The following is a 24563-nucleotide window of genomic DNA, read 5'->3' on the forward strand; positions in this document are numbered from 1 at the left end:
CTTTCCAGGCTCACGGTCTCCACGAACGCAGCTACCCTCGTCGTCCCAGTTGCGGATCGGCTAACGAGACGGGCTGAGCGGCGCGACGAAGATGCAGAAGGGGTGTCCCGAGGGGTCGCGGAAGACGATCAGCGGTTCTCACACATCGTCTGATCGGTCCGCCAGTACCGCGGCGCCCGATCGCAGTGCACGGGCCCGCTGCCGATCGAGCGCCGCAGTCGAGTCGACGGTCAGGTCGAGGTGGAGCATCTGCGGAGGCGTGCCGGTCGGCCACTGTGGTTCCGGCATGTCGGGCGCGAGTTGGAAGGCCAGGCAACGGGTGCCGTCGTCGGCGGTCAGTACCAACCACTCGGGTTCCCCAGTCTCGCCGGCACCAGGTGCATCGCCTTCGCGGTACTTGAGGCCCAAGAGCAACCGGTAGAACTCGGCCAACTCTCGCGGTGCGGGGGTGTCGATCACGGTCTGCAAGAGACGTGGGGCGTCAGCGGAAGAAGTCACGCCCCTGTCTACCGCCCGGACAACCATTGGCGATCGACACGCAGTTGTTCCGCCCCGGGTTTAGTCGAGGCTCGGTAGTGCCGCTTCGACGGTAGCCGGAGCGGGGTTGTGCCGGTAGGGGCTCTGCTCGAATTCGACGGGTGGGACCATCCCGAGTTCGCCGTGGAGGCGTCGGTGGTTGAACCAGTCAATGTATTCGACGGTCGCGATCTCGAGGTCCTCGATGCCGCGCCAAGGCCCGCGGTTGCGGATCAGTTCGGCTTTGAAGATCGAGTTCACGGCGTCCGCGAGGGCATTGTCGTAGCTGTCGCCTTTCGACCCGACGGACGCGACCGCGCCGGCTTCGGCGAGCCGGTCCGTGTAGCGGATGGCTCGATACTGGACGAGTTCAACCGGTCGATGCAACACCGGGTTGTTGAAGCGAGCGTAGTTGCTCTTCGAATACCTCGGCTGGTGTCTTCCAGTCGAGGCTCTTCCGCGGCCGGTTGTTCAACGCGGAAGCAACTGCTTCGAGGTCTCCCGCCGACCACCGTGAGAGGTCCGTGCCCTTCGGGAAGTACTGACGCAGCAATCCGTTTGTGTTCTCGTTCGTCGGCCGTTGCCAGGGCGAGTGGGGGTCGGCGAAGAACACCTTCGTGCCCGTCTCGAGCGCGAACTGAGCGTGAGCGGACAGCTCCTTGCCACGGTCCCAGGTGAGGGTCTTGCGGAGCTGCTCGGGAAGCTTGGTCATCGACGCGATCAGCCCGGCGTTCATCGCGACGGCGCTATAGCCGGCCAACGCGGGACCGTTCTTGACGGGTGGAATCTCGCCATAGCCTGCAAGCCGCGGTAGATGCACCAGCAGGGTCGAACGGCTCTTGCGCTCGACGATCGTGCCGATCGCCGACCGGCCAGTTCCGATGATCAAATCGCCTTCCCAATGCCCGGGAACTGCACGGTCCGCGGCCTCCGCGGGGCGCTTGGAGAACACGACATCCGCGGTGACATGCCCTTGCGGGCGGTTCTGCGTTCGAGCTCGTGGCTGTCGGAGCGCGCGACCGGTTCGCAGACAGGCGACGAGCTCGCGTTCGAGTGCACCACGGCCCTGGATGAACAGCGACTGATAGATCGCCTCTGGGCTGATCCGCATGGACTCATCATCGGGGAAATCGACCTTCAGCCTGTGCGAAATCTGCTCCGGGCTCCACGCGGTCGCCCACCGCCTGTCCTGCCGATGCGGCTTGTTCAACCCTTTCCATGATGGCGGCTCCGGCCCGATGACGATGCTGCCGTCGGGCCCACGGACGTTGCCGGCAAGGCGCTCCTGGACGTACTCACGCAGCCGCGGGTTCCCCACAAGCCTCGCGGTCTTGGGACGCTTCGCCGCCTGTTGCGCTTTCCACTGCGCCACCAACGCCCGGTACTCCTGCTTCCCGCTGCGCGTTGCCGCGTTCCGGCGCAGCTCCCGGGAGATCGTTCCCGCGTCGCGGCCGATCCTGCGTGCGATCTCGCGAACGCCGATGTGCTGGGCGCGCAACAGTGCGATCTCCTCGCGCTCCTCGAACGACAGATAGCGACCAGACGGCTCGGTCAGCGAGATCGGTGCCATGCCGCCAGCGTGGCGAAACCAGCGACTCCCAACTGGCACCGACACACCCGATTGCAGCGCCGCCTCGGCTGAGTTGACGCCCGTCGCGATCAGACGCCAAAACTGCCGCTGCACTGCGCGCGAAGGTTCGGGACGACCGGGCGAGCGCATCGGCGGCCGCAACGCACGATCCGACCGCCACTGACGTCGAACACCCTCGGGAGCCTCGCTCGTCTTCGCAATCCAATCCTTCTTCGCCACGTCGCAACACCTCCACGATCAGGGTGTTGCGACGACCAGTTGAATCCGCCCTGAACTCCCCTGTCGCTGTGATGGACCAACCGCGACAGGTCCCGGCCCTCGCGGTGCCGCGTCCAGATGCCCATCTCGAGGGCGTCGAGGACGAGGTCGGTGCGCATGTTCCGCGACAGCTGCCAACCGACGATCCGGCGGGAGGACACGTCCGTGACGAACGCGGCGTAAACCCACCCGGAGAACGTGCGGATGTAGGTGATGTCCGCGACCCAGAGTTGATCCGGGCCGGTCGCGGTGAACGCCCGCTGCACCAGGTCCGCCGGCCCATCCCCGATCGGGCCGGGAATCGTCGTCTTCGGTCCCTTCCGCTTGCTCACGCCGTGCAGGCCGGCGGATCGCATGAGCCGTTCGATGGTGCAGCGGGCGATCTGGTGGCCCTCCCGGCGCAGCTGGGCGTGCACTTTGCGGGCGCCGTAGACGCCGTAGTTGCTTCGGTGCACCCGCTCCACCTCGATCATGCGAGCAGCGTCACTAATCGACCGCGCCGATGGTGGTCTGGACTTTGCCGCGTAGTAGCTCGATGGGCGACCTGCGAGGTGCGGCAGATCGGCTCGACCCCGAACTCGTGCTTGTGGGATTCGATGAACTTCGTCACCTGCTGGATGGGCGGTCGAGCTCCGCCGCGAAGAAAGCCGACGCCGACTTCAGAATCGCATTTGCACGGCGCAGCTCCCGGACCTCACGCTTCAACTCCGCGATCCGCTGCGCGTCGTCGGTCGTGACGCCGGGGCGGTCGCCGGCATCGAACTCGGCCTGCTGCACCCAGTTCCGCAACGTCTCCGGATTGATCCCCAGCTGCTCACCAATCCGACATAACGCGCCGGCTCTGGTGCTCGGGTCGCGGCGGGCTTATCAGCACCCAAAACACCTTAGCCAAGTGACAGGCTTACCACGTGCTGGCCCGCGCCAAGACAGTGGGCAGCAGCGGACTCGAGCAGATCCGCGGCCCCTCCGCCGGTGACATTGCCGGGCGGTCAGTCGAGACTCACTGACCCGCTGAACTCTAGGAGGTATAGCTGGTCGATCGTGATTCCGTGTCCCGGCTGAGGCACCTACCGCGAAGCGTGCCATCGGAGTTATCCTGAATCGTATGCGGGTTGCAGACGGAATCGCACCTTCCATCGACGCATCGGTGTCGATGTATCCGGAGGGCTTTCTTCGCCTTTTGGCCGTTCGGGCATCGATGAGCTCTGATCCTGCCCCGGGACTCCCCGATAGCGCCGCACCATTCCAGGTAGCGGGCGCGGCGGACGCCCCCGTTGCGACGTGGCGGGCGCACTGGTCCTCGCTCATCACACGCATCGGGATGCTGTCGCATGATCATCGGGACGTCCCCATCTGGCCGGTATCGCTGCCGGTGGTCGACGGGGAAGCTCTCAACCGCTGGCGGTCAAGCCTTCGTCGCACGCCGGCCGGCACACCGCTGGAGGAACGCCCGTCGCGGCTGTACTGGCATGCGCGCACCGCCAACCCCGACCTCCCGCGCACCGTCGTCGTCCTGCCCTTCGAGGAGTCATGGTCGAGGCGCGCAACCGAGCAGGTCGGGCTTGTCTCGGTTGCGACGTTCTTCACCGACGCCGCGGAGGCCTTCCTCCTGTGACCGGTGGTGTTCCCTGGAACGATGAGGGAACACCACCGGCTGATACCTCACCCGAAGTCGAACGACGGGCCGCCTGAGTAGCAGGTCGACCCATCGACGAGGACCGTCTCCGCTTCCGCTGACACGCCGGGCACGAAGATCGTGCCCGGGCCGATCGCCGTCAGCTTCTGGTTCGATACACCCCACTCGGCGTCGTGCGCGGTACCGGACCACGAGTGGTGGCTGCCGGTGAGGAAGCCGTCGGCCTCGACGTACCAGTGCCACTTCTTCACGGCATCGCGAACCAGCCAGCCGGTGTCGTAGGTGATGGTGTTGTTCGCCCCCTTGCTGCCGTCCAGGTAGGACAGACCGCAGTTGCCGTTCACCTCGTCATCGGTGTGGACGCCGCTTGGTGCCGTCGCGGCTGCCGCCGCCGCCTCCTGCTTCGCCGCCGGGGTGACGGGCACCGACTTCTGCACCCCGCCCGGCCCCGTGACGATCTGGTACCCGTCCTCTTCGGCCACAGCCACGTCGTAGCCGCCGAAGGTCATCGGGATGCTGATGTGCACCGTCGCGGGCGACGACGGCGCGACGGTCGCCGCATTCGCCGCCGCCGGCACCCCCAGGGCGGTGATCGCCGCGAAGGCCACCCCGACCACCGCCACCGTTGTCCCTCGTTTTTTCATGTGAACCCCTAACTCTTCGCACGACGAGCGTCCGTCTTTGCGCGAGCTTTTCCGTTGAAAACGGACCCCCAGATGCCGCGGTGCGGCTTCTGGGCTGAGTCAAGACCTGGACGGATCGAAAGGACAAGTCAGCATTCCGCCGGAATAGAAACGTACCCCGGGGAGTGGGTATCAGCCGTGAGCGAGCAGGATGCCTGCTCAACGGTCAGAGTTGAGCGCGCAGAGAGCATCCCTCCCCACCGGGCCCTGGCGAAGAGCGGTTTCGGGGGGATCGATCTGACACTTATTGGTCTACGACCGCCGCCGCTTCACGTCTCAATAGCCGATGGGCTGACGGACGGATAAGTCCTACAGCGGATCGGCCCACGAGGGCATGAGGATCTTTGCTGTTCAATTTGCCGCCGCTCGCTTGCCCGATCCGTACGAGAGCCGGGATCACTGCAGCAGCGACTGAACCGCGTTCGATAGATCGAACTGCTTGCCACTTGCGAAGAACGCGCCGGCCTTCTTGTACTGGTAGTCCGTCGCACCAGGCATGCCCGCGCCGAGCAGTCGGACGTGACCGACTGGACGGTCATCGTCGGCGCTCGTCACGGACCAATCTGAGGGAGAGCCGACAGGCGGCCCGTCGCAGGTGACGATGTACCGGTGCCCCGTATCAGTCTCAACCTCAAACTGCTTCACGTGGTTGAGGTTGGCGTCGCGGTCCTGAACCCGACCCTGGACCGTCACGGTTCTGATGTTCGCTTGCACCTCTTGAGCTTGCTCGGGCTTCGAGCCTGCCGTCCGGTTGCCGATCGGCTATCGGACGACCGTCGGGTGTTCGGCATCGCCAGTAGGGTTCGGCCGTGGAACCAGATAGCCGTATGTCCGAGACGACCTTCGTCGCCTACCTGATCGGCCCTTCGATCACGATTGCTGGCGTCGTCGTCGTCTTCTTAATCGGAGGGGTAGAGGGAGCGGCAACGGGAGCAGCACTGATCCTGGGCGGTCTGCTGGTCGTGTGTACCGGGATGCTCGTGGGCGCGATCAGCCGTCTGCGCCGCGGGCGCGACCAGGACTAGGTGGCCCCCGACGCAGCTGGTTGCCCGGCGGCAATGGTTCGGTACCCGATGGTCTACCGGACCCGCGCATTCGTGCGGCTGTCTGGACCGGAGGCCGGCGCTTACGGTTGTGCGTTTCGGGAGGACGGGACCGTGCCGTCGAACCATCGAAGCTTGTACCGGGCGGTCCACTGGTCGAACCGTGACAGTTGGAGGAGGTAGTCGTCCGAGGGAAGCACGTTCCGGGTCTCACCGGTGCCACGGGTGAGCACTGCGCTCGCCTGTTTCCGCGCCTGCGACATGGACCTCTGCTGCCGGATGGTCAGCACGGTCTCGCAGGCGAGCACCAGGATCATGCTTCCGAACAGGAGCACGTTCGGAAGCGTCCGTTCCCCGGTCGAGCGGAAGCCTTGCGAGCCGAACACGATGAGCAGGCCCGCGACGTAGACGATGAGGACACCGCGCGCGGAACGTTGCGCCCGCACGGCCGTGCGTCGTGTCCGCGTCGCTTCCGGCCCGATCCGACGCGACCACTCGGAATCCCTATCACCTGCCCGATCGCTGCGCTTACTCGGTTGGTTCACCGTGCCTGCCGTCGGCGGGCCGCGCGATCGTTCCGCCGACGCTCCCGGTTCAGGTAATACAGCGTGGAGTACTTCGCGGCGCGACGAACGGATCCGTAACCGGTGAGCATCGCCCCGCCGCTCACCGGAATCGCTGCACCGGTGACGGTGTCGACGACCCGTAGCTGCCAGAACGGCCCGAAAAGTCGCCGCGGCTGCACCTCAAAACGAACGTCAACGTCCGGAAACTCCCCTCCGCCACCCCTGGTCACTCAGCGATTCTTGCAGCCTGGGCACCGTCTCCTGCTGCGGAATCACAAAGGAGAACTCGATGGCGTCCCGTAGCCGATCGGCAGCCGCGACGAGCGGTCAGTCCTGCTTGCGCTCGTCCTCGTCAGCCCACCGACGAAGCAGCTGGCGGTTTTCGCGTACTCGCGCAGTCACCGCGACAGCCGCAGTAGCAAAGCCCGCAACGATCATGATCCATCCGAGCACCATCTGGCCCGACGTCGAATAAGTCGAATAAGTGGACCCGAGCACTCCGACGACGATGCCAACGAGGGCGATGACAGGAAGACCGACCTTCACGACGTGAACGGTACCGGGAGCTAGCTGCTCCTGTGCCCGGTAGCGGATCAGCTAGCGAACGGTCGTGGTTCGCAGGGGTGAGCACGCAGCGACAACTACGGCGGCGGCGAACACGAGAGTCACCGCGAGCAGGGCGAAGCGATCTCCGGCGACGGTCATGAGGGCACCGCCACCCACTGCTCCTACTGCGGCGAGCGTTCGGTTCGCGCTGCGCATCGTGCCGTTCATGCGGCCGAGGAGGGCGTCGGGTGTGACGGTCTGGCGGAGGCTCATCTCGTTCGCGTTCTCGCACCCCGCCGCAGCGCCATGCACGGCGAACGCGACGAACAAGACCACGACGGCCACCAGCGGCGCTGCAGCGCCACTGCCAACGGTTGCGAACGTGATGGCCGCCCACGCGATCGGGTACGCGGCTCGAGCGGCGATGATCGTCTGGCCGGCACCGAAGCGGGTGCCGAGGCGCGGCGCAGCGGTAGCGCCGAGGAGCATCGCGACTCCGCTGACGGCGATGATGGCCCCGTACACGGCGGCTGGTAGTGCGAGGGTGCGAAGCGCGAGGGTCGCGAATACCGTCAGACCCGCGGCGTTGGCGAGGAACCACAGGTGTGTGGACAGCGCCAGAGGCGCAAGCGTTGCATGACCGTACGTCCAACGCAGACCGTCAACGATGTCGTGCCGCAGCCGCGTTCCCGGCAGGCGTGCCGGCTTCTGCTCGACAACGCGGACCCGGGCGATGAGGAGAGCGTCGACGAAGTAGCTCACCGAGTCGAGGGCGATCGCGACCGGCGCGGTGACGATGCTGACCACGACACCGCCGAGAGCCGGGCCCACCGTCTGCGCTGCCGCGTCACTCTGATCCACCCGCGCATTCGCCGCCAAGAGGAGCGGGCGAGGGACGATCCGAGGCAGGAGAGACTGCGTGGCGGCGAAGCCCACGACCGACAAGGCACCGAACACGAACAACGCCGCCGCCGTCACCCAGAGGTTCAGTAGTCCAGTCAGCCAGAGGACTGGAACCGTACCGAGGCACACGCCACGACCAACACTCGCCCAGATCAGGAGTGGCTTCCGCCGGAAGCGATCGACGTACGCGCCGACGATCAGACCGAACAATGCATACGGGAGGAATTGGGCAGCGTTCACCAGGCCCACCTCGAACGGAGTGGCGTGCAGCACCGTCACCACGAGAACCGGTACGGCGACCGCGCTCACCGCTGATCCGAACGACGAGACTGTCGCGGCCGACCAGTACGAGCGGAACCCGGGCACTCGACGCAGCGTGGTCACGTCGTCGCCCATGCGCCAACGCTTGCAGATCGCAAACCCACGAGCAAGGAGCTTGGCACCACACGTCCCTGTGCGGGTGGCTGATTGCTCGCCGGGCGTTCGTGGCACTGTGAGGTCATGGGTTCCAGCGTCGCCGTCCTCTCCGATGTGCACGGCATGCTGCCTGCGCTCGAGCGGGTCCTCAGCGAGCCAGCCGTGCAGCGCGCGGAGCTGATCGTCGTGACGGGAGACCACACCTGGGGCCCTCAGCCGGCGCAGGTCCTCAACCGCCTCATGCAACTCGGCGACCGGGCGGTCCTGATCAGGGGGAACGCGGACCGGGAGCTGCTGTCCATGTCTCGTGGGATCGACGTCGGCCTCGGCGATGACCCCGTGTCAGTGTGGGGCGCGGCGCAGCTCGCCTCCGAGCACCGTGCCCTCCTGGAGTCGATGGCTGAGAACGTCACGGTCGACATCGACGGGTTCGGGCCGGTGTTCTTCTCACATGCGACGCCACGCAGCGACGAGGAAGTGGTCCTGGCGCGTCGCGGTGTTCGGAGGTGCGAAGACCGCGCCGTGCCAGCTCGTACCCTCGCGGCTCTCGACGACGCGACGTTCGACGTCACCGCCGCTCGAGCGAGCGACGGCCAACTGCTCCTGCACGGGTGGGTCGACGAACACGACACGAGCCTCGGGACGGTGCGACTGCCGGTCCTGCTGACTGTTTCCAAGACAACCGACGTCGTCATGGACAGCACCGGCGGGACCGGCGAGCTCGTGCCCGAAAGCATCGACGTCATCGCAACAGCGGCGACGCTTCGAGGCGTCATCCCATGTGTGGTCGTCGTGACCACGTCGACGCGGAGCGAAGTGCCGCTCGACGTCGGAACCAGCCCGATCGCGCTCCGCCGATGGGGCCGATGGTGGCCATGGGACGGTGCGCCGGCGCTTCTGAACTACCGCGCCGTGTCGAGGCGGCTCGGGGGCACGGCCTGCCCCGCGTGCACGCATCGGTGGGACGAACACCCGGGCGGAGAGGACGTGACGCGGACGACCTGCGGTGAATGCGAGTACGAGCTCGGCACGGTGAGCTGCCGCCGGATGGATCGATCTGCACGGCGACGGTGCCGCGTTGGCTTCTCGAGCTCGGCCGAGCGGACCCCGGGCGCGGGCACCCCTTAGCGGGGGGCGGTCAGCATCCCGCTAGCTGATCTTGCCATCGAGACGCGCGTCGACGCTGGCGTGGCCGTAATCTCACTCCATGGCCGAGGCCCTGTTCCCCCTGGTGAGTGTGGCGATCCTCGTGCTCACCGTCGGAGGAATCGTTTGGCGAGGGCGAGACAAGCGATGGGTTCGTGACGCTCAGCTCGCGCTCAACGCTCAACCCCTGTTGAGCCTGATCCCGGCCGCGTTCCTCGCACTAGGTGCTGTTGCACTCGCCATCCTCGGCTTTGGATCGCTTGCAGCAGGCTTCGCGCCCGGGTGGGGCTTCTTCCCCTTGGCTCTCGAGGCGCTAGTCATCATTGGTTTCACCGTGTGGATCGCCCGTTGTCCGTTCCCCGCGGACTGACGCGTCGCATCTCCAGCTATGCCGACGTCGGCTACCGATCGGCTATTGAGATGGAGCCGACCCGCCTGGTAGGGGCGCTCCAGTGCTTTGGATGATCTGCCACGCTGCATCGGTCAAGGTGCAGCCGGGTCCTACTTGGATCGCTCGCAGGCCAACCGCTTCGGCGCCGGCGATGTCGGCGATCCGGTTGTCACCGACCATCCATACGTCCTCCCCGGCGCCCGCAATCTCCATCGCGCGCGCAAAAATGCGCGGATTCGGCTTCTCGGCTCCCACCGCTGCGCTCGTGACGGTGGCATCGATCCAGGGGCCGAGTCCGAGGTCAGCGACGAGGTTCGGGAGTTCGGGCGCGTGGTTGCTGAGGATGACGTTCCGATACCCGACGGCAGCCGTGCGCGCGAGCGCCGGTATCGCGTCTTCGGCCAGATTCCAGGCCGAAGGCCGGTAGTACTCAATAGGGATCTCGGCGATCGCGCGTTCCGCATCTTCTCGTCCCACGCCCGCCACCGTGTACGCACGGAGGAACACAGAATGCTGTGCAGCCCACCATGCGGCAGCGGACTGCGTTACGCGCACGATGTCGGGTGAGTGCCAGGGGAAGCCGACAGAGAGCTCGGCGGGGAAGTCCGCTGCGGCGAGTCCGAGCCCGGGAGCGATCGGCTGCAGCGCCTTTTCCAGAGTGGAGGACCAAAGACCTTCACGAGACACCAACGTGCCGTCGAAGTCCCACAACACGACGCGATTGGTTCTATTGCGCACGTCGCCAGACTAGGGCCGGCAACGCAGTTGTGCCCTCCCAGTAGCAGACCTTTCATCGGCCGGGAATGAAGGCGTGCTGACGATCGGTCTGCCAGAGTGTTTGCGATCCGCGTTGTATGGGCCTTTCTGCGGTTGCTCTTGCGGCTTGCGCAGCTCTGTGCACGGCCGTGGCCAGCGTCACCGGCCTGATCCTTCGCCGACTGCGCCGTGGTCCACGAGACGTCAGATCATCGTCTACAAGGGGCGGAGACGCGTCCTGACGTATTACGCCGTCAACATCACCACCTGCGCGCGGCACGAGGGGAACTCCGTCCGCTTCCCGCCCGAGACCGGGGCGCCAGACGCTGGTGTGACAGCGTATGCCTTCGCTGCAGCTCGAACGCGCTAGGGCGTGTTGCTAAATGCTCGGATCGCAGTGATCGGTAACGCTCGAGGTGTGTCGCGTGACGTGATCTCCGATGAAACCTGGGCTGTGATCGGACCATTTCTCCCGCGAGCGAAGCCGAGAGGGCGTCCGCCGGTGGATCGTCGCATCGTGGTGGAAGCGGTGGTGTGGCGGTTCCGGACGGGTGCGCCGTGGCGGGATCTGCCTGAGCGGTTCGGGAACTGGAACACGGTCTTCCGCAACTTCGACCGGTGGGCCAAGGCCGGCGTCTGGGCGCGGCTGCTCGAACACGTGCAGGGCGCGGGAGAGCGCCGCGGCGACATCGACTGGGCTGCGTCGATCGATTCGACCATCGCGCGCGTGCATCAGCACGGCGCGACCCTGCCCCGCGTCAAGAAAGGGCACATCGAACTACAACAAGACCGCCGCTGAGCCAGCTGATCACGCGATCGGACGATCTCGTGGCTGACTGATGACGAAGACGCATCTCGTTTGCGACGGTAAGGGTAGGCCGCTCGGCTTCGTCGTCACGGCGGCCAGGTGGCGGACACGATCATGCTGCCGGAGACGATGGAGCAGATCCGTGTCCCCACCGCGGGGCGCCCCCGTTCTCGGCCGGACCGGCTGCGCGCGGACAAGGGCCACCCGTCGAGAGCGAACAGAGCGTGGCGGCGGGCACGTGACGTGAAGACGACGATCCCAGAGCGTCATGACCAGATCGCTCATCGTCGGAAACGTCCCGGACGGCCCATCGTTTTCGACGCGGCCGACTACAAGAGCCGCAACGTCGTCGAGCGGTCCTTCAACAGGCTCAAGCAGTGGCGCGGCATCGCGATGCGCTCTGACATGACCGCACGGAACTACCACGCCGCACTCTGCCTTGCAGCGACACTGCTCTGGACTGGTAATCCGAGACCGGCGGCGGGCTCCCTCGATGGTTGAGAGCCCGCCACTGCGCTCACGACAGGTGTGCTGCCGCGAACGCTGCATACGCCTCGGGGAGGAACTCGGGCAGCTTTGCAGAGACGCGTTCCAGCACGGCACGGGACTCCGGCTGGGTGGCAAGCTGCTTGCCGACTTGCTCGAACGCTGCTCGGTCAGGCGTCCACATCGAGCTCATCGCTGCGTGCATCTCCTGCACGACGGCGCTTGTCCGGGGGTCAGACGGCGAAGTGCCGTCATCCGCCAAAGCGCCGAGCCGTCGGAGCCTGTCCTCGTGATCTGCCTGAGCCTGCTTCTTGGCGGTGTCCGACATCCCGGAGATGGCGTCGCGGGACTGCTCCGCCTCCGCCGTCCAGCGCCTTTGCGCTTCGGAGTCGATCGCCGTCGTGTCGAAGCCGGTGAAAAGGTCTCCGGCGTCGTTTGCGGTCATGGTTGTTCCTTCCTTTGTGAGGAAGCGGAGAGCACGATCGACTGAGGCAAGGACGTCAGCGACCCGAGCCTGCTCACTCAGTAGCGCCGTGCGCTGCTGTTCGAGCGCGGCTCGCGGATCGACCTCGTCGGCGAGGATCCGGCCGATCTGCTCGAGCGGTACCTGCAGTTGCCGATACACCAACACGCGCTGTAGCCGAAGCACCTCGTCGGGACCGTAATAGCGCATCCCCGCGGGAGTCGTACCTGCCGGGTGCACCAGCCCGATCCCGTCGTAGAACCTCAGCGTCCGGGCAGTGAGTCCGGTCGCCTTCGCAAGCTCCGAGATCGTCAACCGCATCGTCCTACTCCGCTCCGACGGGCGGACCATCCGCGCCGTCACGACGACCCTAAGAACTGCCGCAACGGCAACCTCAACACCCCAGTTTCCCGCAATAGCTCATTCAGCAACACGGCCTAGTCGCCATCCCGATAGCCGGTCGGGCTACCGGTCGCTGGATGTCGTCTCTCCGATCTACAAGCTCAGGCCTGCGGAAAAGGGGGAGCGTGCGCTTGATCGTGTGCAACTAGGGTGTGCGTGTGGGGATGAGAACCCGGAGTCGCGTTCTGCTGATCGTGTCGGTCGTACTGGTTGTGCTGGCGCTAGTCGGGGGAGCCGTCGTCGGAGTGAAGGCCTGGTACGCGCACGACCAGCGTGAAAAGACTGCGGCTGCGTTTGCTGCGATGCCTGTCGTGGATCGACGTATCGATATCCAAAGCGTCATTCCGGGCGCGAAACGCAGGGAGAGTGGCGTTGCGGTTCGGCTCGAGGGGCCAGGACCAGTCGTCTCTTACTCGTTCAAGGTATCGGCGACGCCGGACTGGAAGGCTTGTATCGACCAGGCGATGGAGCGAGCGGGATACGGCCGGGTCGGAGATCCCTGGACGATCCAGGTACGCGATCTCGTGGTCACCGTGACGACGTCCGACCCGAGCGCGGGGAACGGCGGCACCGCGTTCCTGTTGATGTCAGTCTGAACCTCGTTCGGGGCGCCGCGACCTCGAACAAGGCCTCGGGGGTGGTCCGTCCGATCACGAGTGCTACCAGACCGAGAAGTGCGGGCCGATGGCCTTCGACGATTCATCGGCGAGTACGAATGAACCTGTCCGAGAGCCGGTCGTTCATCGGATGCACCACCACCGCTGCCGCTGGTCGACCCTCGTCTCGGAAGTGGATCGTGAACCGGACCTCGACGGACCCGGCTCCCGAAGTCCTCGTGCGCAGCTCGACCCAAGGAGCTCCGAGGGAACGTCCGTTGCGCGCCGAGTCAGCTGAGTCAGGCCAGGCGGTTACGGTTCGAGCATGAGCGAGCAGCTGTCCGTTCCCGAACTCGCGGCGCAGATCGGTGCTGACCCGAAGCGGATTCGTGGCTGGACGCGACGGCAAGGCTGGCGACACCCGAGCGAGACCGGGCAGCCGTGGAGCCTCACCGGCGAGTAGATCGCGATTCTGACTGTCCGATTCTCGAAGACCACTGCCCTCTCCGCCACGGAGCCGTTCGTCTGGGTGGAACCGGCCTCCGCACCGTTGCCGGAACCAGAAGACATTGATGAGGTTGACGGCGAGTTTGCGACGCCACTCGCGCGCCTGAATGTCGGCGATCTGCTCGACACCTACACGAACGTCCTCGCCGAACTTCGCACCCGACACCTGATCCGCACGAACAACGCACCCATCGGAGACCCCGCCGAGTTCTGCGCCGCAATCGTCTACGACGGGCTGCTCGCGCCAAACTCGGAGAAGTCGTACGACCTGACCGCTGCCGATGGTCGCAAAGTGCAGGTGAAAGTGCGGCTGGTCCGGCCCGGCATGGCAAGCGGCGCCGTATTTTCGCCGCTCCGATCGTTCGACTTCGACATTTGTGCCTTCCTCGTCATCGATAACGAAGCCGGTGAAGTCGTCGCGGCGCGGGAATGGACTCCAGTCGAGGTGCGCGAGCACGGGTCCTTCAAGAAGTACACTAATGGCACGGTCGTCACGGTGTCCCAGGTGCGCTCGTCCAAGGCCCGCGGACTCGACCGGACGGCGGACTTTGACGTGGCTTGGCGGGAGCTGCTCAGCCAAACCCGATGAACGGGGAGGAGCCCGACCCGTTCCCTTGACGATCCCCTACTGGGTGACCGAAGCGAAGACGCGCCGGTGACCAGGGCCGCGCAGGACAAGCTTCCCGGTCACGGACCGTCGTCGGAGTGGATCTCCTCGTCCGGCCGTTCGACACGAGCCGAGCCGTGGAGGGCGAACCCGATTGCGGCAACGATTGCAATTAGCGCCCCCATCCCCGCGATGACGAGTCCGCCGGTTCCGAGTCCGATGTACCGGACGAGAAAGCCGATGAGCGCGACAACGAGCCCGCCGGCGACGGCGCCGATTCCGCCCGCGAGGCCGAGCACTCGAGGGGGAAGGTGTGCCGACTCGCTCGAAGTCAACCAGCGCCAGGCACCGTCCGGTCGTCGATCGGCTGACGAGACGGGTCGTGTAGGCCGGTCACCGCGTTGTGGGAGCCGGCAGCGGTCAGCTGCCGGTGCCCGCTTCCGCTCTTCCGTTGGTGGAGCGTGACGATGAGTTGAGCGATGTTGCCCAGGAGCCAGACCGCAATCAAGATGAAGTTCAGGATGATCGGGTTGACGATCGCTTGGACGAGCAAGAAGACGCCGGCTGCGATCCACATGACCCAGATCCACCTCCGCAACCGGCGGCTTTCCTCCGGCGACCGGGGCGGCTCTTCCGGCTGTTCGTCCGTCACTGCTGTTCCTGCCCTTCGGTGGAGGCGGCATCGTCGGGGGCGGACGCGTCCCTGCGCTCCGACGTCATCGGCTCCGGTCGGTGTCCGTTCTGCCCGAGTTCGTTCTTCCGTTCGCGGCGCGTGATAAGGAGTCGAGTGACTCCGCCGAGGAGCCAGAACGCGGCCCGGAGGCGCGGTGTGCCGAGGATCCACTGCAGGGTGGTGTTCTGCCGCTGCTGTTCGATCACGGCTGCACGCTACCGCTGTGAGGCATCCTCGTGGACGCCTGAGATTGGTCAGCCCGAGAGTCGCCTCAGCGGCGACTGGCGCTCGGCACTGTCGTGTCCGATCGCCGATGGGTCAACGAGACGTCCTCGTCGCCGACCGACGAGTGCCTGGCGTCGTGAGTTTCTCGTACGGGCTAAACGGGCTAAACGGGCTAAACGGGCTGAACGGGCCGAACTTGACGGACCGGCTTCACAGGCCCACCGGTCGCCCCCTCCATGAACGCCACGATGTGCCCGCTGTTGTCGCGGAACATCCGATTGTTGAAGTACCCCACGTGACCACCACGCAGGTTGTACACGGCGTCATCACTGAGCCGCCCGATGACCGCCCCGCGCGGAGACCGAATCGAGTCGGTCTCCAGCCAAGCAACGACCGCTCCATTGGGGCCATAGATCGCGTTCAAGGTTTTCCTCTCCTCGTAGTCGATCCGACCTCGAACAGTAACTAGCACCTGCGACGCCGAAGGAAGGGGTGCTGCTCAATCCCTTTCACCGCCAATCCTCTCGTTACGTCAGGTTGCCTCGATAGTCGATCGTTCTGCGGGACAGCGGCACCGAAGGATGCGGTGCATCATGGGCCGATGGACGCGAGGGTCGAGATGGGTGTTCACGCGAGTTGGGTGAACGGGTGGTTTCTCCGCGTCGCGAGTCGGGCGTTCTTGCGTGTGGACGGCGCGGAGATATTGCTCTCTTGGACGCATCCGACGGGAGTTGCCGTGGAACCGGGGCAGCACGAGATCGCGGTGGGGGTTCGGTACCGCGGCTTCTCACGTCTGCTCGGCGCTCGGACGTGCCTCGTGTCCGTCGAGCCCGGCCAGACGCTTCAACTGAGGGCCCACAATGGGCCGCTCAACTCTGACTCCTTCAACATCTTCCAGTCGCAGTAGCCGATCGTCTACCGAGACTGGCGTCCCTCATGAAGGCCGCAGTTGCACTTGGCGCGTACGCGCGTTCTATCGCGCATGCTCCCGATCAACAAGCTGACGGCCGGTCTTAGGGCGCCGCCGCACTCGTTCAACGCGTGACGTGCCGGCCAGGCTTGCTGCGGCGTTCTGCTGCGCGCGCCCGTGACTTGGCGCGTTCTCGGCGCCATGCCTCCCCACGGGCGTAGTCGCGGGCGGTCTCGGCGGTCCGGTTCTGCGCGGGCAGGTAGGCGTTGAGGAGTTCGGCTTGCGCGAGTGCGCGGCTGCGACGGACTGCGGTCGCGGGGAACGAGCGCCGGAACGGTCCGTTGACGTGGAGCATGTGCACGACTCGGGACTCCCAGCCGCGGGTGAGCACGATGTCGCTCCATTGCTTCGTCGAGAATTGAGTATCGGCAACGAGCGGAATCCGGTAGGTGCGAAGCCAACTCCGGACCACCACTTCGTCCGGGCGCAGATACACGCCGATGAGGAGGGTGCGCAACGTCAACAGGACCATCCCTGGAATGAATCCCCACGCCACGACCGGGTCCAAGCTGCGGTCGAGCTCGCTTTGTTCGCTGGGAGACGTACTGAGGAGCCCGCCGAGGGCGCACACAGCGAAGATCAGCTGGACGCAGATGGTGACGATCCGGATGCCGCCGCTCGATTGCCGCAACCGATACTGCAAGACATCCCCCTCCGAAGCGCTCTCAGCGCCGCTGAGTCGCGGGCGGCCGTGCGCCGCCGCCGGACGATTCTAGGAAGCCGAAGGACGGCGGCACGGCCGGGGCGACAAGCGGCACTAGGTCGGCGTAGCGAGAACCGGCCAACCGTTGCGTGCCCGAACGCCGAACAGGTCGTATTCGAGAGAAGCACCTATCCGACCGTCCTCACAAACCGTGAGCGGCCGTCCGTAGGCTTCCCCCGGACTGGACGATCAACCACTTCTCCCAGAGCAACTCAACTGGTGAAGGACAGGGTTTCGTTCCTGCGCTCCTTCGGCGAGTCGCAAGCTCGCCGGCGATGAGGCCCACATTGATCGCCAGCTCGACCAAGCGGAGGCGCTGCGTCCGTTGGACGATCAGCTACCGGGCGAGGAGCTGGCGAATGACCTGGTACTTCTGAGCGATGTACTCACCCCAGCTGCTCGCTGATGCCTCGGCCGTCCGTTTCGCAGCAAGGTACGTCGACCGCGCGGTGGAGTCTGTTCGGAGAAGGTCGCGGAAGGCCAACCACTCGCACCATTCGTTCCCGCGGTTCTCGACGACGTGCACGACTGCTGCGCGGTCGGTCCGCCGGGGCAACTGAGCCACCCGTGGAGGTTCCGGAACCCCTCTTCGTCAAAGCCGGCTGCTTTCAGGGCAGCGACAGCATGGCACACTTGTTCGGCCGGGACCCCAACGAGGACGTCGACAACGTCTTTCGAGGGCAGCCCGGCGACACTGGTGGATCCGATGTGCTCAATGAAAGCGTTCGGAACGAGCAGCTCGAGACGCTCCCGCAGCACGTCGAAGCGCTCCACCCAAGCACCATGCTGACTCGGCACCAACTCGATTCGTTGTCCCCTCACCCTTCGATCTTCGGCCCTGCAGCCGCTGTTCGCTAGCGGATGGGCTACCGGTCGATGGCGGGGGCTTCGTCTCCTGGTTGCGGTGTCGACCGGAACTTGACGCCCCATGCAGCTACGGCGGTCCTGTAATCGTCCAAGGGTCGACGATGCTCGACAGCTCGTCGATCACTGTCCCAGGCGACGACCCCAGTGGCGTGAAGGTGCCGCCACAGGTCGACCACCGAGCCGAGAGTCATCGGTGTCGTAGGCGGCACTGGGTCGGTACGAAGGTACTCGGCGGCCGAGTCGACCGTGAAGTCGTCGCTTCCATGGAGGATGACGGGGAAACGGACAGCGACGAGGTCCTCGAGGTCAACGTCCGGGTGTTGCTCCGCGTAGTTCTCGTACTCCCAGATGGGAACGTTCGGACGGTCCGGCGTTGCTGGCCCGGCGAGCGTGCCACCCGCGAGGGCCGCGGCACCAGGATGTTCCGCCTCGAGCGACTGGAGGATCGCGAGACGTTCCTCCTCGGGCATGCCTTCGATGTTCATCCCCTGATCATCCACCTCCAATCGGCCGTTAGGGAGATTGCTCCGCTGCGACGAAAGCGTCCGACAGCCGATCGGCGGTAGAGACGTTCCGAGGGCGGTGGAAGCAGGTGCGGCATACTGCCCACATGGACCGCCAGGCCGCGCGTCAGAAACAAAGGGACCTCCGCTCGGAGCGTTTGAGACTGCGCCCCTGGACGGTCGCCGATGCAGCCTTCCACCGCCGACTGTGGGAGGAGCGCGACGAGCGTGTTCCTGCACGGCGGCGCATCACAGCCGATGGTCATCCCACTGTCGCGGAGATGCAGGCCTGGCTTCGCGCCTATCGGGCGACGCCAGCACCAGGACTGCTCGTCGTGGAGCAGCCCCGGACCGCCGTTCCGGTCGGATACTGCGGTCTCGTCGAGAACAGCGTCGGTCATCCCGCCGAGCCCGAACTGGCGTTCGAGTTCCTGCGGGAGTACTGGGGCCAGGGGTTCGCGACCGAAGCATCACAAGTGATTGTTCGTCGGGCAGCGGCGATCGGCTATGACCACCTAGCCTCCACGGTTCGCGAGTGGAACACGGCATCACTCAACGTGCTCGACAAACTCGGGTTTGTTCCTACCGGGGAACGAGAGCGCGACCCCGTGCACGGCAATCTGCTCCTGCTCCGCTTACCGCTTCAGTGACGGAACCTATCGTCGGGTGATCGATCGGCTACCGGACGTGTAGTCAGAGGCCTCGTCTGGCCTGCCATCGGTTGATCACGAACAGGACGATTCCGAGCACGGCGAGACCGATGCCGATGACCATCGTTCCGGGGCCACCGCCGTGGGCAAGGTCGATGCCTCCCCGAACCGCCTGAATGACGCCAACGCCGACCACTATCCACGGGAGGACCTCGCGGAACGGGTTAGGGCGAAGAGTCCGGAATCGTCGCGGTGTCTCGTCCGCTTCCTCATCCCCATCGCTCATGAGGGTCAGCCTCTCAGATCACGGGTCCCGACGACCGGTAGCCGACCGACTACTGACACGGGTCAGCCTGACTACCAAGCTCGCCCGATGCTCTGCATTGGAGCGCGCAGCGCCGTCGTGCTGACCTCGTGCACGACATGCGCAGGGCGTGCTGTGGCCGTCATGCAATGAAGGAGGTCAAAGCCATCGTCGGTAATGCATGAGTTTGGCGTCTTCGCTCATAGTCCGCATCAACATCCTCGAAGAGGGACGGAAGGATCGCTCCTTCGACTGATGACTCGAGGGCGCGCTCGGAAGAGACTCCGGTCGTGCCCTCCGATCTGTACCAACCACCCGACCTCAGGCGCGGGCTCTGGGCCGGGGCCCTTATTGTCGGCCTGCTGCTCCTGCTCGTCGGAGGAGTCTTCGGCGGCGTGCTCTGGGTGACGACGGCGATCAGCTCTGGTTCTCACGTGGCCGCCGCACCCAGAAGTTTCGCCTACGGCATCTGCGACGCGCACGCGCCGTGGTCATGCCCTGCAGTGCCCAGCCGGACCATCGCATCGGAGTTTGGTCGAGCTATCCCGTTGGGTGCGTCCGTGTTCATCGCGGAAGCTGAACCGACGGCTGGAATCACTGGCACCCCGCAGATTCAGGTCGTGATGGAGCTACCAAAGGGCGATACAGCTTCTGGTTGGCTGTCGCTGATCGGAACCGCTGATCCCGTCGCCGACCCTAACCAGATCCCAGAACTTGGGCATCTCGGCGTGACCGGCATGTCGGGTGGAGCGTCCGGGTTCACCTCTGTCTACGCGGGCGAGCTAAACGGCCGGGTGTACGTGTGGGCCTACCGAAGGTTGTAGAAGGGTGTCGCCGCTGTCTCGGCAATCCGAGCGCGAGGGACGACTTCGGCCGTTGCAGGGGGTGGGACGGCGGGCGGAGAAGCTGCGACCGGAACGGTTCGAGTTTCGCACGGCTTGGTGACGACCTCGCGGAGCTTGCTCGCCGCGAGCAACCGAAGGGGGCCGGTTGCGATCGGCTGACGAGCAGCCCCTGGCTGCCAACTCTGCCGGCGCGCTGTCTCTGACGGTCGGCATGCTCCGGGAAGCTCCTGTCTGACGTGGCGGAACGTCCGCGTCGTGCTGCCGGAGCCTCCGCTGCAATGACGCAGATGACGAGCGGGACGAGACCGCCGACGGGATTTCCCCAGGACCATCCCACGAGAGGTCCTATGCTGGTTTGTGCCGTCGCGATGCCGGGCATTCGGGTTGCCCTGGAACGCAGCGGCTCCGTGCGTGCCTGCAGCATTCGGGTTGCTGCAGGCACGCACCTCCGGCCGCCCTCGACGATGCCCTCCGCGGCTGGGTCGCACGGTACGACGTGGACGAGCTCCCCACCGACGGCACCGGCGACACCGATTGGCTTGCGGAGGTGCGCGGCCTGCTCCAAGCACTGCGGGGCCAGAACGCGGACCGGTACCACGTCGTCGTCGACGAGCCCCGGTGGGGGTGACCGGTCCGCTCATGGTCGACGGGTGCCTGTTGGTGATGGCTCGTCTGAGCTACTGCTGACCGTCGTCCCAACGGACCGGCTGCCGGCGGTCGTCCGTCCGGAGCACCGCCGCCAGGAGCTGGTCACGGCGCGTCCCTCGATGTGTCAGGGCTGATCGGAGCCGTCCTTCGAGGCGGAACCCACATCGTTGCGCGACCAGAGCGGAAGCCTCGTTCTCAGGGAGGGCATGCCACTGCACACGGCTGAGCCCGAGACCGTCGGGAGGACCGGCGAACGCCCAGTCGAGGATCGCGCTGACCGCTTCGGTCATGAAGCCGTGGCCGCGACCGGCGGGCGCGAGCAGGTACCCGACTTCTCCGGCTCCGTCTGCGACACCGAAGATGCTCACCGCGCCCAGGACGTCGGTGGGGTCGGCTCGCGGGCGGACCGCGAACTCGAACCGGGTCCCGTCCCGCCATCCCGCTTCGACCTGCCGGACGAACGACTCAGCTTCGTCGCGTCCGTAGGGCACCGGTATCGGGGTGAACGCGATGACGTCCGGGTCCTGGCAGTACGCCACGATCTGATCCGCGTCCTCGGTCGTCTGCGGGCTGAGGACGAGCCGCGGCGTTCGGAGCGTCACCGGTTCCATCGCCCCACGCTACCGAGCGAGACGGCGCAGGGAGGGGCTTCGTGCCCAGCCGCGGCCGGTCCGGGTCTCTCACCGCCCCGCGCCCGTCGCCGCGACGCACTGGCGGCCGCGGAGGAGGTCCTGCAGGTCGGGGCAGTCCCAGGTCGTCCATCCGCTCTGGCCGTACGCGTCGAACGCAGAGGTGGAGGCCACGGAGACGCCCGACGGCGTCGTGCGGACGAAGGCCGGTACCGGATCACCCTCGGTGGTGAGACCGACCCAGCTGAACGTCGCCGAGCCTCCAGCGGCACCGCGACCACGGCGAGTGCTGCGGCCACCGCCACCACGGGCCTCCCCACCGGCATGGCACGAGCATGGCGGATCAGGCGGCCCGGCGACGTCACGATCGAGCGACGGTGCCGTCGGGTCGAACGTCCTGCTGGCTCTCGCGGAGACGGTCGATGACGGACCGGTTGGTGGCCGCCCCGACGGTCCAGTACGCGATCAGCGCTGCACCGCGGAGCGCGTCGAGCGCGGCCGGCACCAGTGTCACCGATGCGTACATGTCCTCGTCGAGCGCGTCCGCGAGGCGGGCGGTGAACGCCGGTGTCGTCGCCAGACCACCCGTCGTCGACACCGTCACGCGGTCGCCGCCGATGAGGGGAGCGAGCAGTCCGACGCCGCGGGCGGTCTTGCGGGCGAGGTCGCGGAGCGCCCGATCCGCCAGCGGCGATCGATCGGCGGCCTCGGTCACGAGGGGCGCGAGTGCGCCGAACCGGTGCCGGACCTCCATCCGGTCCACGTGCGCGAGGCCGAGGATGACGTGGCGGAGTCGCGGCACGTCGTCCGCGCCCCAGGAGCGGAGGACCGCCGCGACGAACTCGTCGTCGTCCGGACCGGCGGCGCCGAGCAGGATGAGCTGCACCGCCTCGTAGGCCAGGTGCCGAGCCGCGCCGGCGTAGTGCTCGAACTGCCCGCTCTCGACCTCGGTCCCGTCCGCGTCGATCGCGAGGATCATCGAGCCGGTGCCGGTGACCACCATGATCCCCGGGGCACCGAGCAGGGCGCCGCGGTGCGCGACGACCGCGTCGTTCAGGATGAGCCGTTCGCACTGCAGCCCCGGCACGCGGAAGAAGTCGTCGGCCCAGCCGTTGTCCCCGTCGCCCTGGTTCGAACCGGCACGGCTCACCATCGCCAGCCCGGCGACGAGCGCGACAGCGTCAGCAGCGTCGCGGCCGGCGTCCTGCAACGCGCGGACCGTCGTGTCCGCGACGTTCGCGGCGGCGTCCGCTTGGTGGTACGGACTCCCGCCTCGACCCGTCGCGGAGCCGAGCAACCGGCCGTCGAGGGCGAAACACCCGACGCGGGAGAACGTGCCCCCGGCGTCGGCGGCGATCACGAAACGGGGGTCCCCTCCGGCGTCGGACATGGGCCGAGCGTAGCCAACCCGCGCTCGACGCCGCGCTGTCGCCGCTCCGTGCATCACTCGGTGGCACTACCGCACCGTCGGCACGTGGACCACGGGCCGGTGGCGGTTGTCGATCTCCGCGCTCGGCCGCCACCATGGCACCACGCTCGGTGACCCGCGTCGTCGAACCGTCCGGTCGACTCGGATGCGCTGGGGATCCGATGCGCCCGTTGACGAGCGGATCCGGACCGAGCAGGCTGGCTCGCGACTGCGACGACCCCGGAGGCATCGATGACGAGCAGCATGTGGGTGAGCATCACGTCAGCTGATCTGGCGCGGTCGGCTGCGTTCTACGAAGCGTTGGGGTTCCCCGTCAACCCGGACTTCTCCGATGAGCACGGAACGTGCTTCGAGCTCGCCGACAACCTGCACCTGATGGTCGTCGCACGAGACTTCTTCGCGACGATGACCACGAAGGAGATCGCCGACCCGCGGACCCATGCGCAGGTCGGCCTCAACCTGACACGCGACTCCCGCGACGAGGTCGATGCGATCGTGGAGAAGGGGATCGCCGCCGGTGGGCACGAGCCCCAACCCGCGCAGGACCTCGGGTTCATGTACTCCCGCGACCTCGAGGACCCGGACGGGAACAACCTCGGGTTCCTCTGCATGGCCCCGGCCGACTGAGGGTCGCTGGTCTCGCGGTCGGGGGCTCGCAGGCCGGGATCACCCTTGGCCGGCGGGCGCGTCCGCGACGAGCGGTGTGCCGTTGGCCGCACAATCACGCTGTGCCCGTCGCATCCCCGCGCTGAACGCGGGCGCATCCGGGTCGAACTGCGCCGACGCGACGACCGGCGGGGAACTGGCGATCGCGTCCTGGATGCTGGTGAGGTCGGCGACCAGGCCGCGGTTCGGGGTCCGCAGCATCCCCGATACCACGGTCGGTGTCAGGTTGACGATCGCGGCGTAGCCGGCGTCCTGGATGGTGCCCGCACTGCGCTCGATGCCGGCGGCCGACAGGTCCGTCTCGAGCTCCGTCAGCCCGGCGCAGGTCACCGCGATGCCCGGGTCGGGGGTGGGTGTCGACGCGGCTCTCGTGGTGTGTGCGGCGGTGCTCCGCGCGGCGTGATGCGGCGCGGCGGTCGAACATCCCGTCAACGCGATCACTGCGCATGTGGCAGTGACAGCGACCAGCAGTGTGCGCATGGTGCCCCCTCGTGCGGCACGTTTCCCCTCGCTGCCGCGTCGACTCATTCTGCCGTATCCGCTGTCGCCGCTGTCGGCAGAACGAGCCGGATCGCCACCTCGAGCCGCGCCCGGTACTCGTCGCGGGTGTCGACCTGGTGTTTCAGCCCCACCGACACGCTGCTGAGCGTTCGTGCGACATCCGCTGCCGCCTCCCAGTGGTCGCTGATCGCCGCGGTCACCATCGCCTCGAACCGCGCGGGAGCCTCACGGGCCGTGTCATCGAGGAGTTCCGGGTTGTCGGCGATCACGGCGGACACGTCGCGCACCATCGGTCCGACGTACCGTCCGGCCCACCGGTCGAACGCGTCGAGCAGGCGGTCGGCGATGGGCCGCGTGTCGTCCGCGAGGAGCTGTTCGATCGCTGCCAGATCCTGGGTCAGGACGTGTGCCGCGGCCTCCCGGAACAACGCCTCCTTCGACTCGAACAAGAAGTACAACCCCGGGCGGGAGATCCGTGCTGCTCGCGCGATGACGTCCATCGATGTCCGCCGGTATCCCGCTTGTGCGAACGTGTCGAGCGCTGATTCGAGCACGGTTCGACGGCGTCCCACATCCGCGCCGGTGGAGGTGTCGACCATGCCGCCGATGATACCGCGTCCCATTCCGAC

36 protein-coding genes, 3 pseudogenes and 1 other annotated feature are annotated in these 24563 nt (G+C 66.5%); of the genes and pseudogenes, 12 read left to right on the plus strand and 27 right to left on the minus strand.

Going from position 1 to position 24563, the window contains the following annotated elements; genetic code table 11:
• Positions 1–138: 138 nt before the first annotated feature.
• The 5 genes and pseudogenes from DEI81_RS02355 to DEI81_RS02375 form a co-directional block, all read right to left on the minus strand.
• Entirely contained in the window at positions 139–459 is a 321-nt protein-coding gene (locus DEI81_RS02355) for a VOC family protein (protein ID WP_309146661.1), read from the minus strand.
• A 99-nt stretch (positions 460–558) separates the two neighbouring features.
• Positions 559–879, minus strand: a pseudogene (locus DEI81_RS02360) (integrase core domain-containing protein); the annotation flags it as partial.
• Between the two features lie 7 nt (positions 880–886).
• Positions 887–2086 carry an IS30 family transposase gene (locus DEI81_RS02365; RefSeq protein ID WP_111008865.1) on the minus strand — a complete coding sequence of 400 codons (1200 nt, stop codon included), beginning with the start codon at positions 2084–2086 and terminating at the stop codon, positions 887–889.
• 89 nt (positions 2087–2175) lie between these two features.
• Positions 2176–2958, minus strand: a complete 783-nt coding sequence (locus DEI81_RS02370; protein ID WP_309146662.1) for an IS3 family transposase — start codon at positions 2956–2958, stop codon at positions 2176–2178.
• Positions 2899–3014: a sequence feature (AL1L pseudoknot), on the minus strand. It overlaps the preceding gene by 60 nt.
• Positions 2972–3187: a transposase gene (locus tag DEI81_RS02375; protein ID WP_111008867.1), complete on the minus strand. Its 216-nt coding sequence runs from the start codon at positions 3185–3187 to the stop codon at positions 2972–2974. It overlaps the preceding feature by 43 nt.
• A gap of 283 nt (positions 3188–3470) precedes the next feature.
• Between DEI81_RS02375 and DEI81_RS02380 the strand changes: the two genes are divergently transcribed.
• Positions 3471–3980 carry a hypothetical protein gene (locus DEI81_RS02380; protein ID WP_146243988.1) on the plus strand — a complete coding sequence of 170 codons (510 nt, stop codon included), beginning with the start codon at positions 3471–3473 and terminating at the stop codon, positions 3978–3980.
• 47 nt (positions 3981–4027) lie between these two features.
• On the opposite strand, the gene DEI81_RS02385 is transcribed toward DEI81_RS02380, so the two are convergent.
• Together DEI81_RS02385 and DEI81_RS02390 are read right to left on the minus strand one after the other, a co-directional pair.
• Positions 4028–4645, minus strand: coding sequence for a hypothetical protein (locus DEI81_RS02385; protein ID WP_146243989.1), 618 nt, complete (start codon positions 4643–4645; stop codon positions 4028–4030).
• A gap of 435 nt (positions 4646–5080) precedes the next feature.
• Entirely contained in the window at positions 5081–5398 is a 318-nt protein-coding gene (locus DEI81_RS02390) for a hypothetical protein (RefSeq protein ID WP_146243990.1), read from the minus strand.
• Between the two features lie 95 nt (positions 5399–5493).
• Between DEI81_RS02390 and DEI81_RS02395 the strand changes: the two genes are divergently transcribed.
• Entirely contained in the window at positions 5494–5709 is a 216-nt protein-coding gene (locus tag DEI81_RS02395) for a hypothetical protein (RefSeq protein ID WP_146243991.1), read from the plus strand.
• 101 nt (positions 5710–5810) lie between these two features.
• Here DEI81_RS02395 and DEI81_RS02400 read toward each other — a convergent pair whose 3' ends face one another.
• The 4 genes from DEI81_RS02400 to DEI81_RS02410 all read right to left on the minus strand — a co-directional run bounded on the left by DEI81_RS02400 (position 5811) and on the right by DEI81_RS02410 (position 8138).
• Positions 5811–6173, minus strand: a complete 363-nt coding sequence (locus tag DEI81_RS02400) for a hypothetical protein (protein ID WP_111008872.1) — start codon at positions 6171–6173, stop codon at positions 5811–5813.
• Between the two features lie 95 nt (positions 6174–6268).
• Positions 6269–6523, minus strand: a complete 255-nt coding sequence (locus DEI81_RS15915; protein WP_146243992.1) for a hypothetical protein — start codon at positions 6521–6523, stop codon at positions 6269–6271.
• Between the two features lie 97 nt (positions 6524–6620).
• Entirely contained in the window at positions 6621–6839 is a 219-nt protein-coding gene (locus DEI81_RS02405) for a hypothetical protein (protein ID WP_111008873.1), read from the minus strand.
• 51 nt (positions 6840–6890) lie between these two features.
• Positions 6891–8138 carry an MFS transporter gene (locus DEI81_RS02410; RefSeq protein WP_111008874.1) on the minus strand — a complete coding sequence of 416 codons (1248 nt, stop codon included), beginning with the start codon at positions 8136–8138 and terminating at the stop codon, positions 6891–6893.
• A 105-nt stretch (positions 8139–8243) separates the two neighbouring features.
• On the opposite strand from DEI81_RS02410, the gene DEI81_RS02415 reads away from it, so the two are divergent.
• Both DEI81_RS02415 and DEI81_RS02420 read left to right on the plus strand, forming a co-directional pair.
• Entirely contained in the window at positions 8244–9287 is a 1044-nt protein-coding gene (locus tag DEI81_RS02415; protein ID WP_111008875.1) for a metallophosphoesterase, read from the plus strand.
• A 79-nt stretch (positions 9288–9366) separates the two neighbouring features.
• Positions 9367–9675 (plus strand): hypothetical protein, encoded by a 309-nt coding sequence (locus tag DEI81_RS02420; RefSeq protein WP_111008876.1) that lies wholly within the window; start codon positions 9367–9369, stop codon positions 9673–9675.
• 42 nt (positions 9676–9717) lie between these two features.
• Here DEI81_RS02420 and DEI81_RS02425 read toward each other — a convergent pair whose 3' ends face one another.
• Positions 9718–10434 carry an HAD family hydrolase gene (locus DEI81_RS02425; RefSeq protein WP_111008877.1) on the minus strand — a complete coding sequence of 239 codons (717 nt, stop codon included), beginning with the start codon at positions 10432–10434 and terminating at the stop codon, positions 9718–9720.
• Positions 10435–10849: 415 nt separating this feature from the next.
• On the opposite strand from DEI81_RS02425, the pseudogene DEI81_RS16730 reads away from it, so the two are divergent.
• Positions 10850–11761 (plus strand): annotated as a pseudogene (locus DEI81_RS16730) (IS5 family transposase).
• A gap of 16 nt (positions 11762–11777) precedes the next feature.
• On the opposite strand, the gene DEI81_RS02435 reads toward DEI81_RS16730, so the two are convergent.
• On the minus strand, positions 11778–12524 hold the full coding sequence (locus tag DEI81_RS02435) for a MerR family transcriptional regulator (RefSeq protein WP_181435296.1): 747 nt from the start codon (positions 12522–12524) through the stop codon (positions 11778–11780).
• Between the two features lie 245 nt (positions 12525–12769).
• Between DEI81_RS02435 and DEI81_RS15920 the strand changes: the two genes are divergently transcribed.
• From DEI81_RS15920 to DEI81_RS02440, 3 genes are all read left to right on the plus strand, one after another.
• Positions 12770–13207: a hypothetical protein gene (locus tag DEI81_RS15920; RefSeq protein WP_146243993.1), complete on the plus strand. Its 438-nt coding sequence runs from the start codon at positions 12770–12772 to the stop codon at positions 13205–13207.
• Positions 13208–13532: 325 nt separating this feature from the next.
• Positions 13533–13670, plus strand: coding sequence for a hypothetical protein (locus DEI81_RS16130; protein ID WP_181435297.1), 138 nt, complete (start codon positions 13533–13535; stop codon positions 13668–13670).
• A gap of 66 nt (positions 13671–13736) precedes the next feature.
• Entirely contained in the window at positions 13737–14303 is a 567-nt protein-coding gene (locus tag DEI81_RS02440; protein ID WP_146243994.1) for a DUF6998 domain-containing protein, read from the plus strand.
• 98 nt (positions 14304–14401) lie between these two features.
• On the opposite strand, the gene DEI81_RS02445 is transcribed toward DEI81_RS02440, so the two are convergent.
• The 8 genes and pseudogenes from DEI81_RS02445 to DEI81_RS02480 all read right to left on the minus strand — a co-directional run bounded on the left by DEI81_RS02445 (position 14402) and on the right by DEI81_RS02480 (position 18244).
• On the minus strand, positions 14402–14620 hold the full coding sequence (locus tag DEI81_RS02445; RefSeq protein ID WP_111008880.1) for a hypothetical protein: 219 nt from the start codon (positions 14618–14620) through the stop codon (positions 14402–14404).
• 32 nt (positions 14621–14652) lie between these two features.
• Positions 14653–14973, minus strand: coding sequence for a hypothetical protein (locus DEI81_RS02450; RefSeq protein ID WP_111008881.1), 321 nt, complete (start codon positions 14971–14973; stop codon positions 14653–14655).
• Positions 14970–15200 (minus strand): hypothetical protein, encoded by a 231-nt coding sequence (locus DEI81_RS02455; protein ID WP_111008882.1) that lies wholly within the window; start codon positions 15198–15200, stop codon positions 14970–14972. The genes DEI81_RS02450 and DEI81_RS02455 overlap by 4 nt, the downstream gene beginning before the upstream one ends.
• Positions 15201–15391: 191 nt before the next feature.
• The gene (locus DEI81_RS16735) at positions 15392–15691 is read right to left on the minus strand and encodes a 4-fold beta flower protein (protein WP_375334751.1); all 300 of its coding nucleotides are present in this window, start codon (positions 15689–15691) and stop codon (positions 15392–15394) included.
• Between the two features lie 562 nt (positions 15692–16253).
• On the minus strand, positions 16254–16832 hold the full coding sequence (locus DEI81_RS02465) for a hypothetical protein (protein WP_111008884.1): 579 nt from the start codon (positions 16830–16832) through the stop codon (positions 16254–16256).
• 397 nt (positions 16833–17229) lie between these two features.
• The gene (locus DEI81_RS16740; RefSeq protein WP_111008885.1) at positions 17230–17457 is read right to left on the minus strand and encodes a GrpB family protein; all 228 of its coding nucleotides are present in this window, start codon (positions 17455–17457) and stop codon (positions 17230–17232) included.
• Between the two features lie 29 nt (positions 17458–17486).
• Positions 17487–17822 (minus strand): annotated as a pseudogene (locus DEI81_RS16745) (GrpB family protein); the annotation flags it as partial.
• Positions 17759–18244, minus strand: coding sequence for a hypothetical protein (locus DEI81_RS02480; RefSeq protein ID WP_146243995.1), 486 nt, complete (start codon positions 18242–18244; stop codon positions 17759–17761). The gene DEI81_RS02480 and the pseudogene DEI81_RS16745, both read right to left, overlap by 64 nt.
• Positions 18245–18369: 125 nt before the next feature.
• On the opposite strand from DEI81_RS02480, the gene DEI81_RS02485 reads away from it, so the two are divergent.
• On the plus strand, positions 18370–18912 hold the full coding sequence (locus DEI81_RS02485) for a GNAT family N-acetyltransferase (RefSeq protein ID WP_111008887.1): 543 nt from the start codon (positions 18370–18372) through the stop codon (positions 18910–18912).
• Positions 18913–18955: 43 nt separating this feature from the next.
• On the opposite strand, the gene DEI81_RS15925 is transcribed toward DEI81_RS02485, so the two are convergent.
• Positions 18956–19198: a hypothetical protein gene (locus tag DEI81_RS15925; protein ID WP_146243996.1), complete on the minus strand. Its 243-nt coding sequence runs from the start codon at positions 19196–19198 to the stop codon at positions 18956–18958.
• A gap of 308 nt (positions 19199–19506) precedes the next feature.
• Here DEI81_RS15925 and DEI81_RS15930 point away from each other — a divergent pair, with 308 nt between their 5' ends.
• Both DEI81_RS15930 and DEI81_RS16470 read left to right on the plus strand, forming a co-directional pair.
• The gene (locus DEI81_RS15930) at positions 19507–20040 is read left to right on the plus strand and encodes a hypothetical protein (protein WP_146243997.1); all 534 of its coding nucleotides are present in this window, start codon (positions 19507–19509) and stop codon (positions 20038–20040) included.
• Positions 20041–20557: 517 nt separating this feature from the next.
• Positions 20558–20689 carry a hypothetical protein gene (locus tag DEI81_RS16470; protein ID WP_258368447.1) on the plus strand — a complete coding sequence of 44 codons (132 nt, stop codon included), beginning with the start codon at positions 20558–20560 and terminating at the stop codon, positions 20687–20689.
• A gap of 49 nt (positions 20690–20738) precedes the next feature.
• Here the strand turns inward: DEI81_RS16470 and DEI81_RS02490 are convergent, their stop codons facing one another.
• The 3 genes from DEI81_RS02490 to DEI81_RS02495 form a co-directional block, all read right to left on the minus strand.
• A complete protein-coding gene (locus DEI81_RS02490; RefSeq protein ID WP_111008888.1) occupies positions 20739–21320 on the minus strand; it encodes a GNAT family N-acetyltransferase in 582 nt (193 codons plus the stop codon).
• Between the two features lie 69 nt (positions 21321–21389).
• Positions 21390–21512, minus strand: a complete 123-nt coding sequence (locus DEI81_RS16475; protein WP_258368448.1) for a hypothetical protein — start codon at positions 21510–21512, stop codon at positions 21390–21392.
• Between the two features lie 187 nt (positions 21513–21699).
• Positions 21700–22728 carry a BadF/BadG/BcrA/BcrD ATPase family protein gene (locus DEI81_RS02495; RefSeq protein WP_181435298.1) on the minus strand — a complete coding sequence of 343 codons (1029 nt, stop codon included), beginning with the start codon at positions 22726–22728 and terminating at the stop codon, positions 21700–21702.
• Between the two features lie 270 nt (positions 22729–22998).
• Between DEI81_RS02495 and DEI81_RS02500 the strand changes: the two genes are divergently transcribed.
• On the plus strand, positions 22999–23394 hold the full coding sequence (locus tag DEI81_RS02500; RefSeq protein ID WP_111008890.1) for a VOC family protein: 396 nt from the start codon (positions 22999–23001) through the stop codon (positions 23392–23394).
• Positions 23395–23433: 39 nt separating this feature from the next.
• On the opposite strand, the gene DEI81_RS02505 is transcribed toward DEI81_RS02500, so the two are convergent.
• On the minus strand, positions 23434–23913 hold the full coding sequence (locus tag DEI81_RS02505; protein ID WP_146242862.1) for a hypothetical protein: 480 nt from the start codon (positions 23911–23913) through the stop codon (positions 23434–23436).
• 44 nt (positions 23914–23957) lie between these two features.
• Entirely contained in the window at positions 23958–24533 is a 576-nt protein-coding gene (locus DEI81_RS02510; protein ID WP_111008970.1) for a TetR/AcrR family transcriptional regulator, read from the minus strand.
• Positions 24534–24563: the final 30 nt, after the last annotated feature.

Source organism: Curtobacterium sp. MCBD17_013 (assembly GCF_003234565.1).
In the GTDB taxonomy this organism is placed as follows: Bacteria; Actinomycetota; Actinomycetes; order Actinomycetales; family Microbacteriaceae; genus Curtobacterium.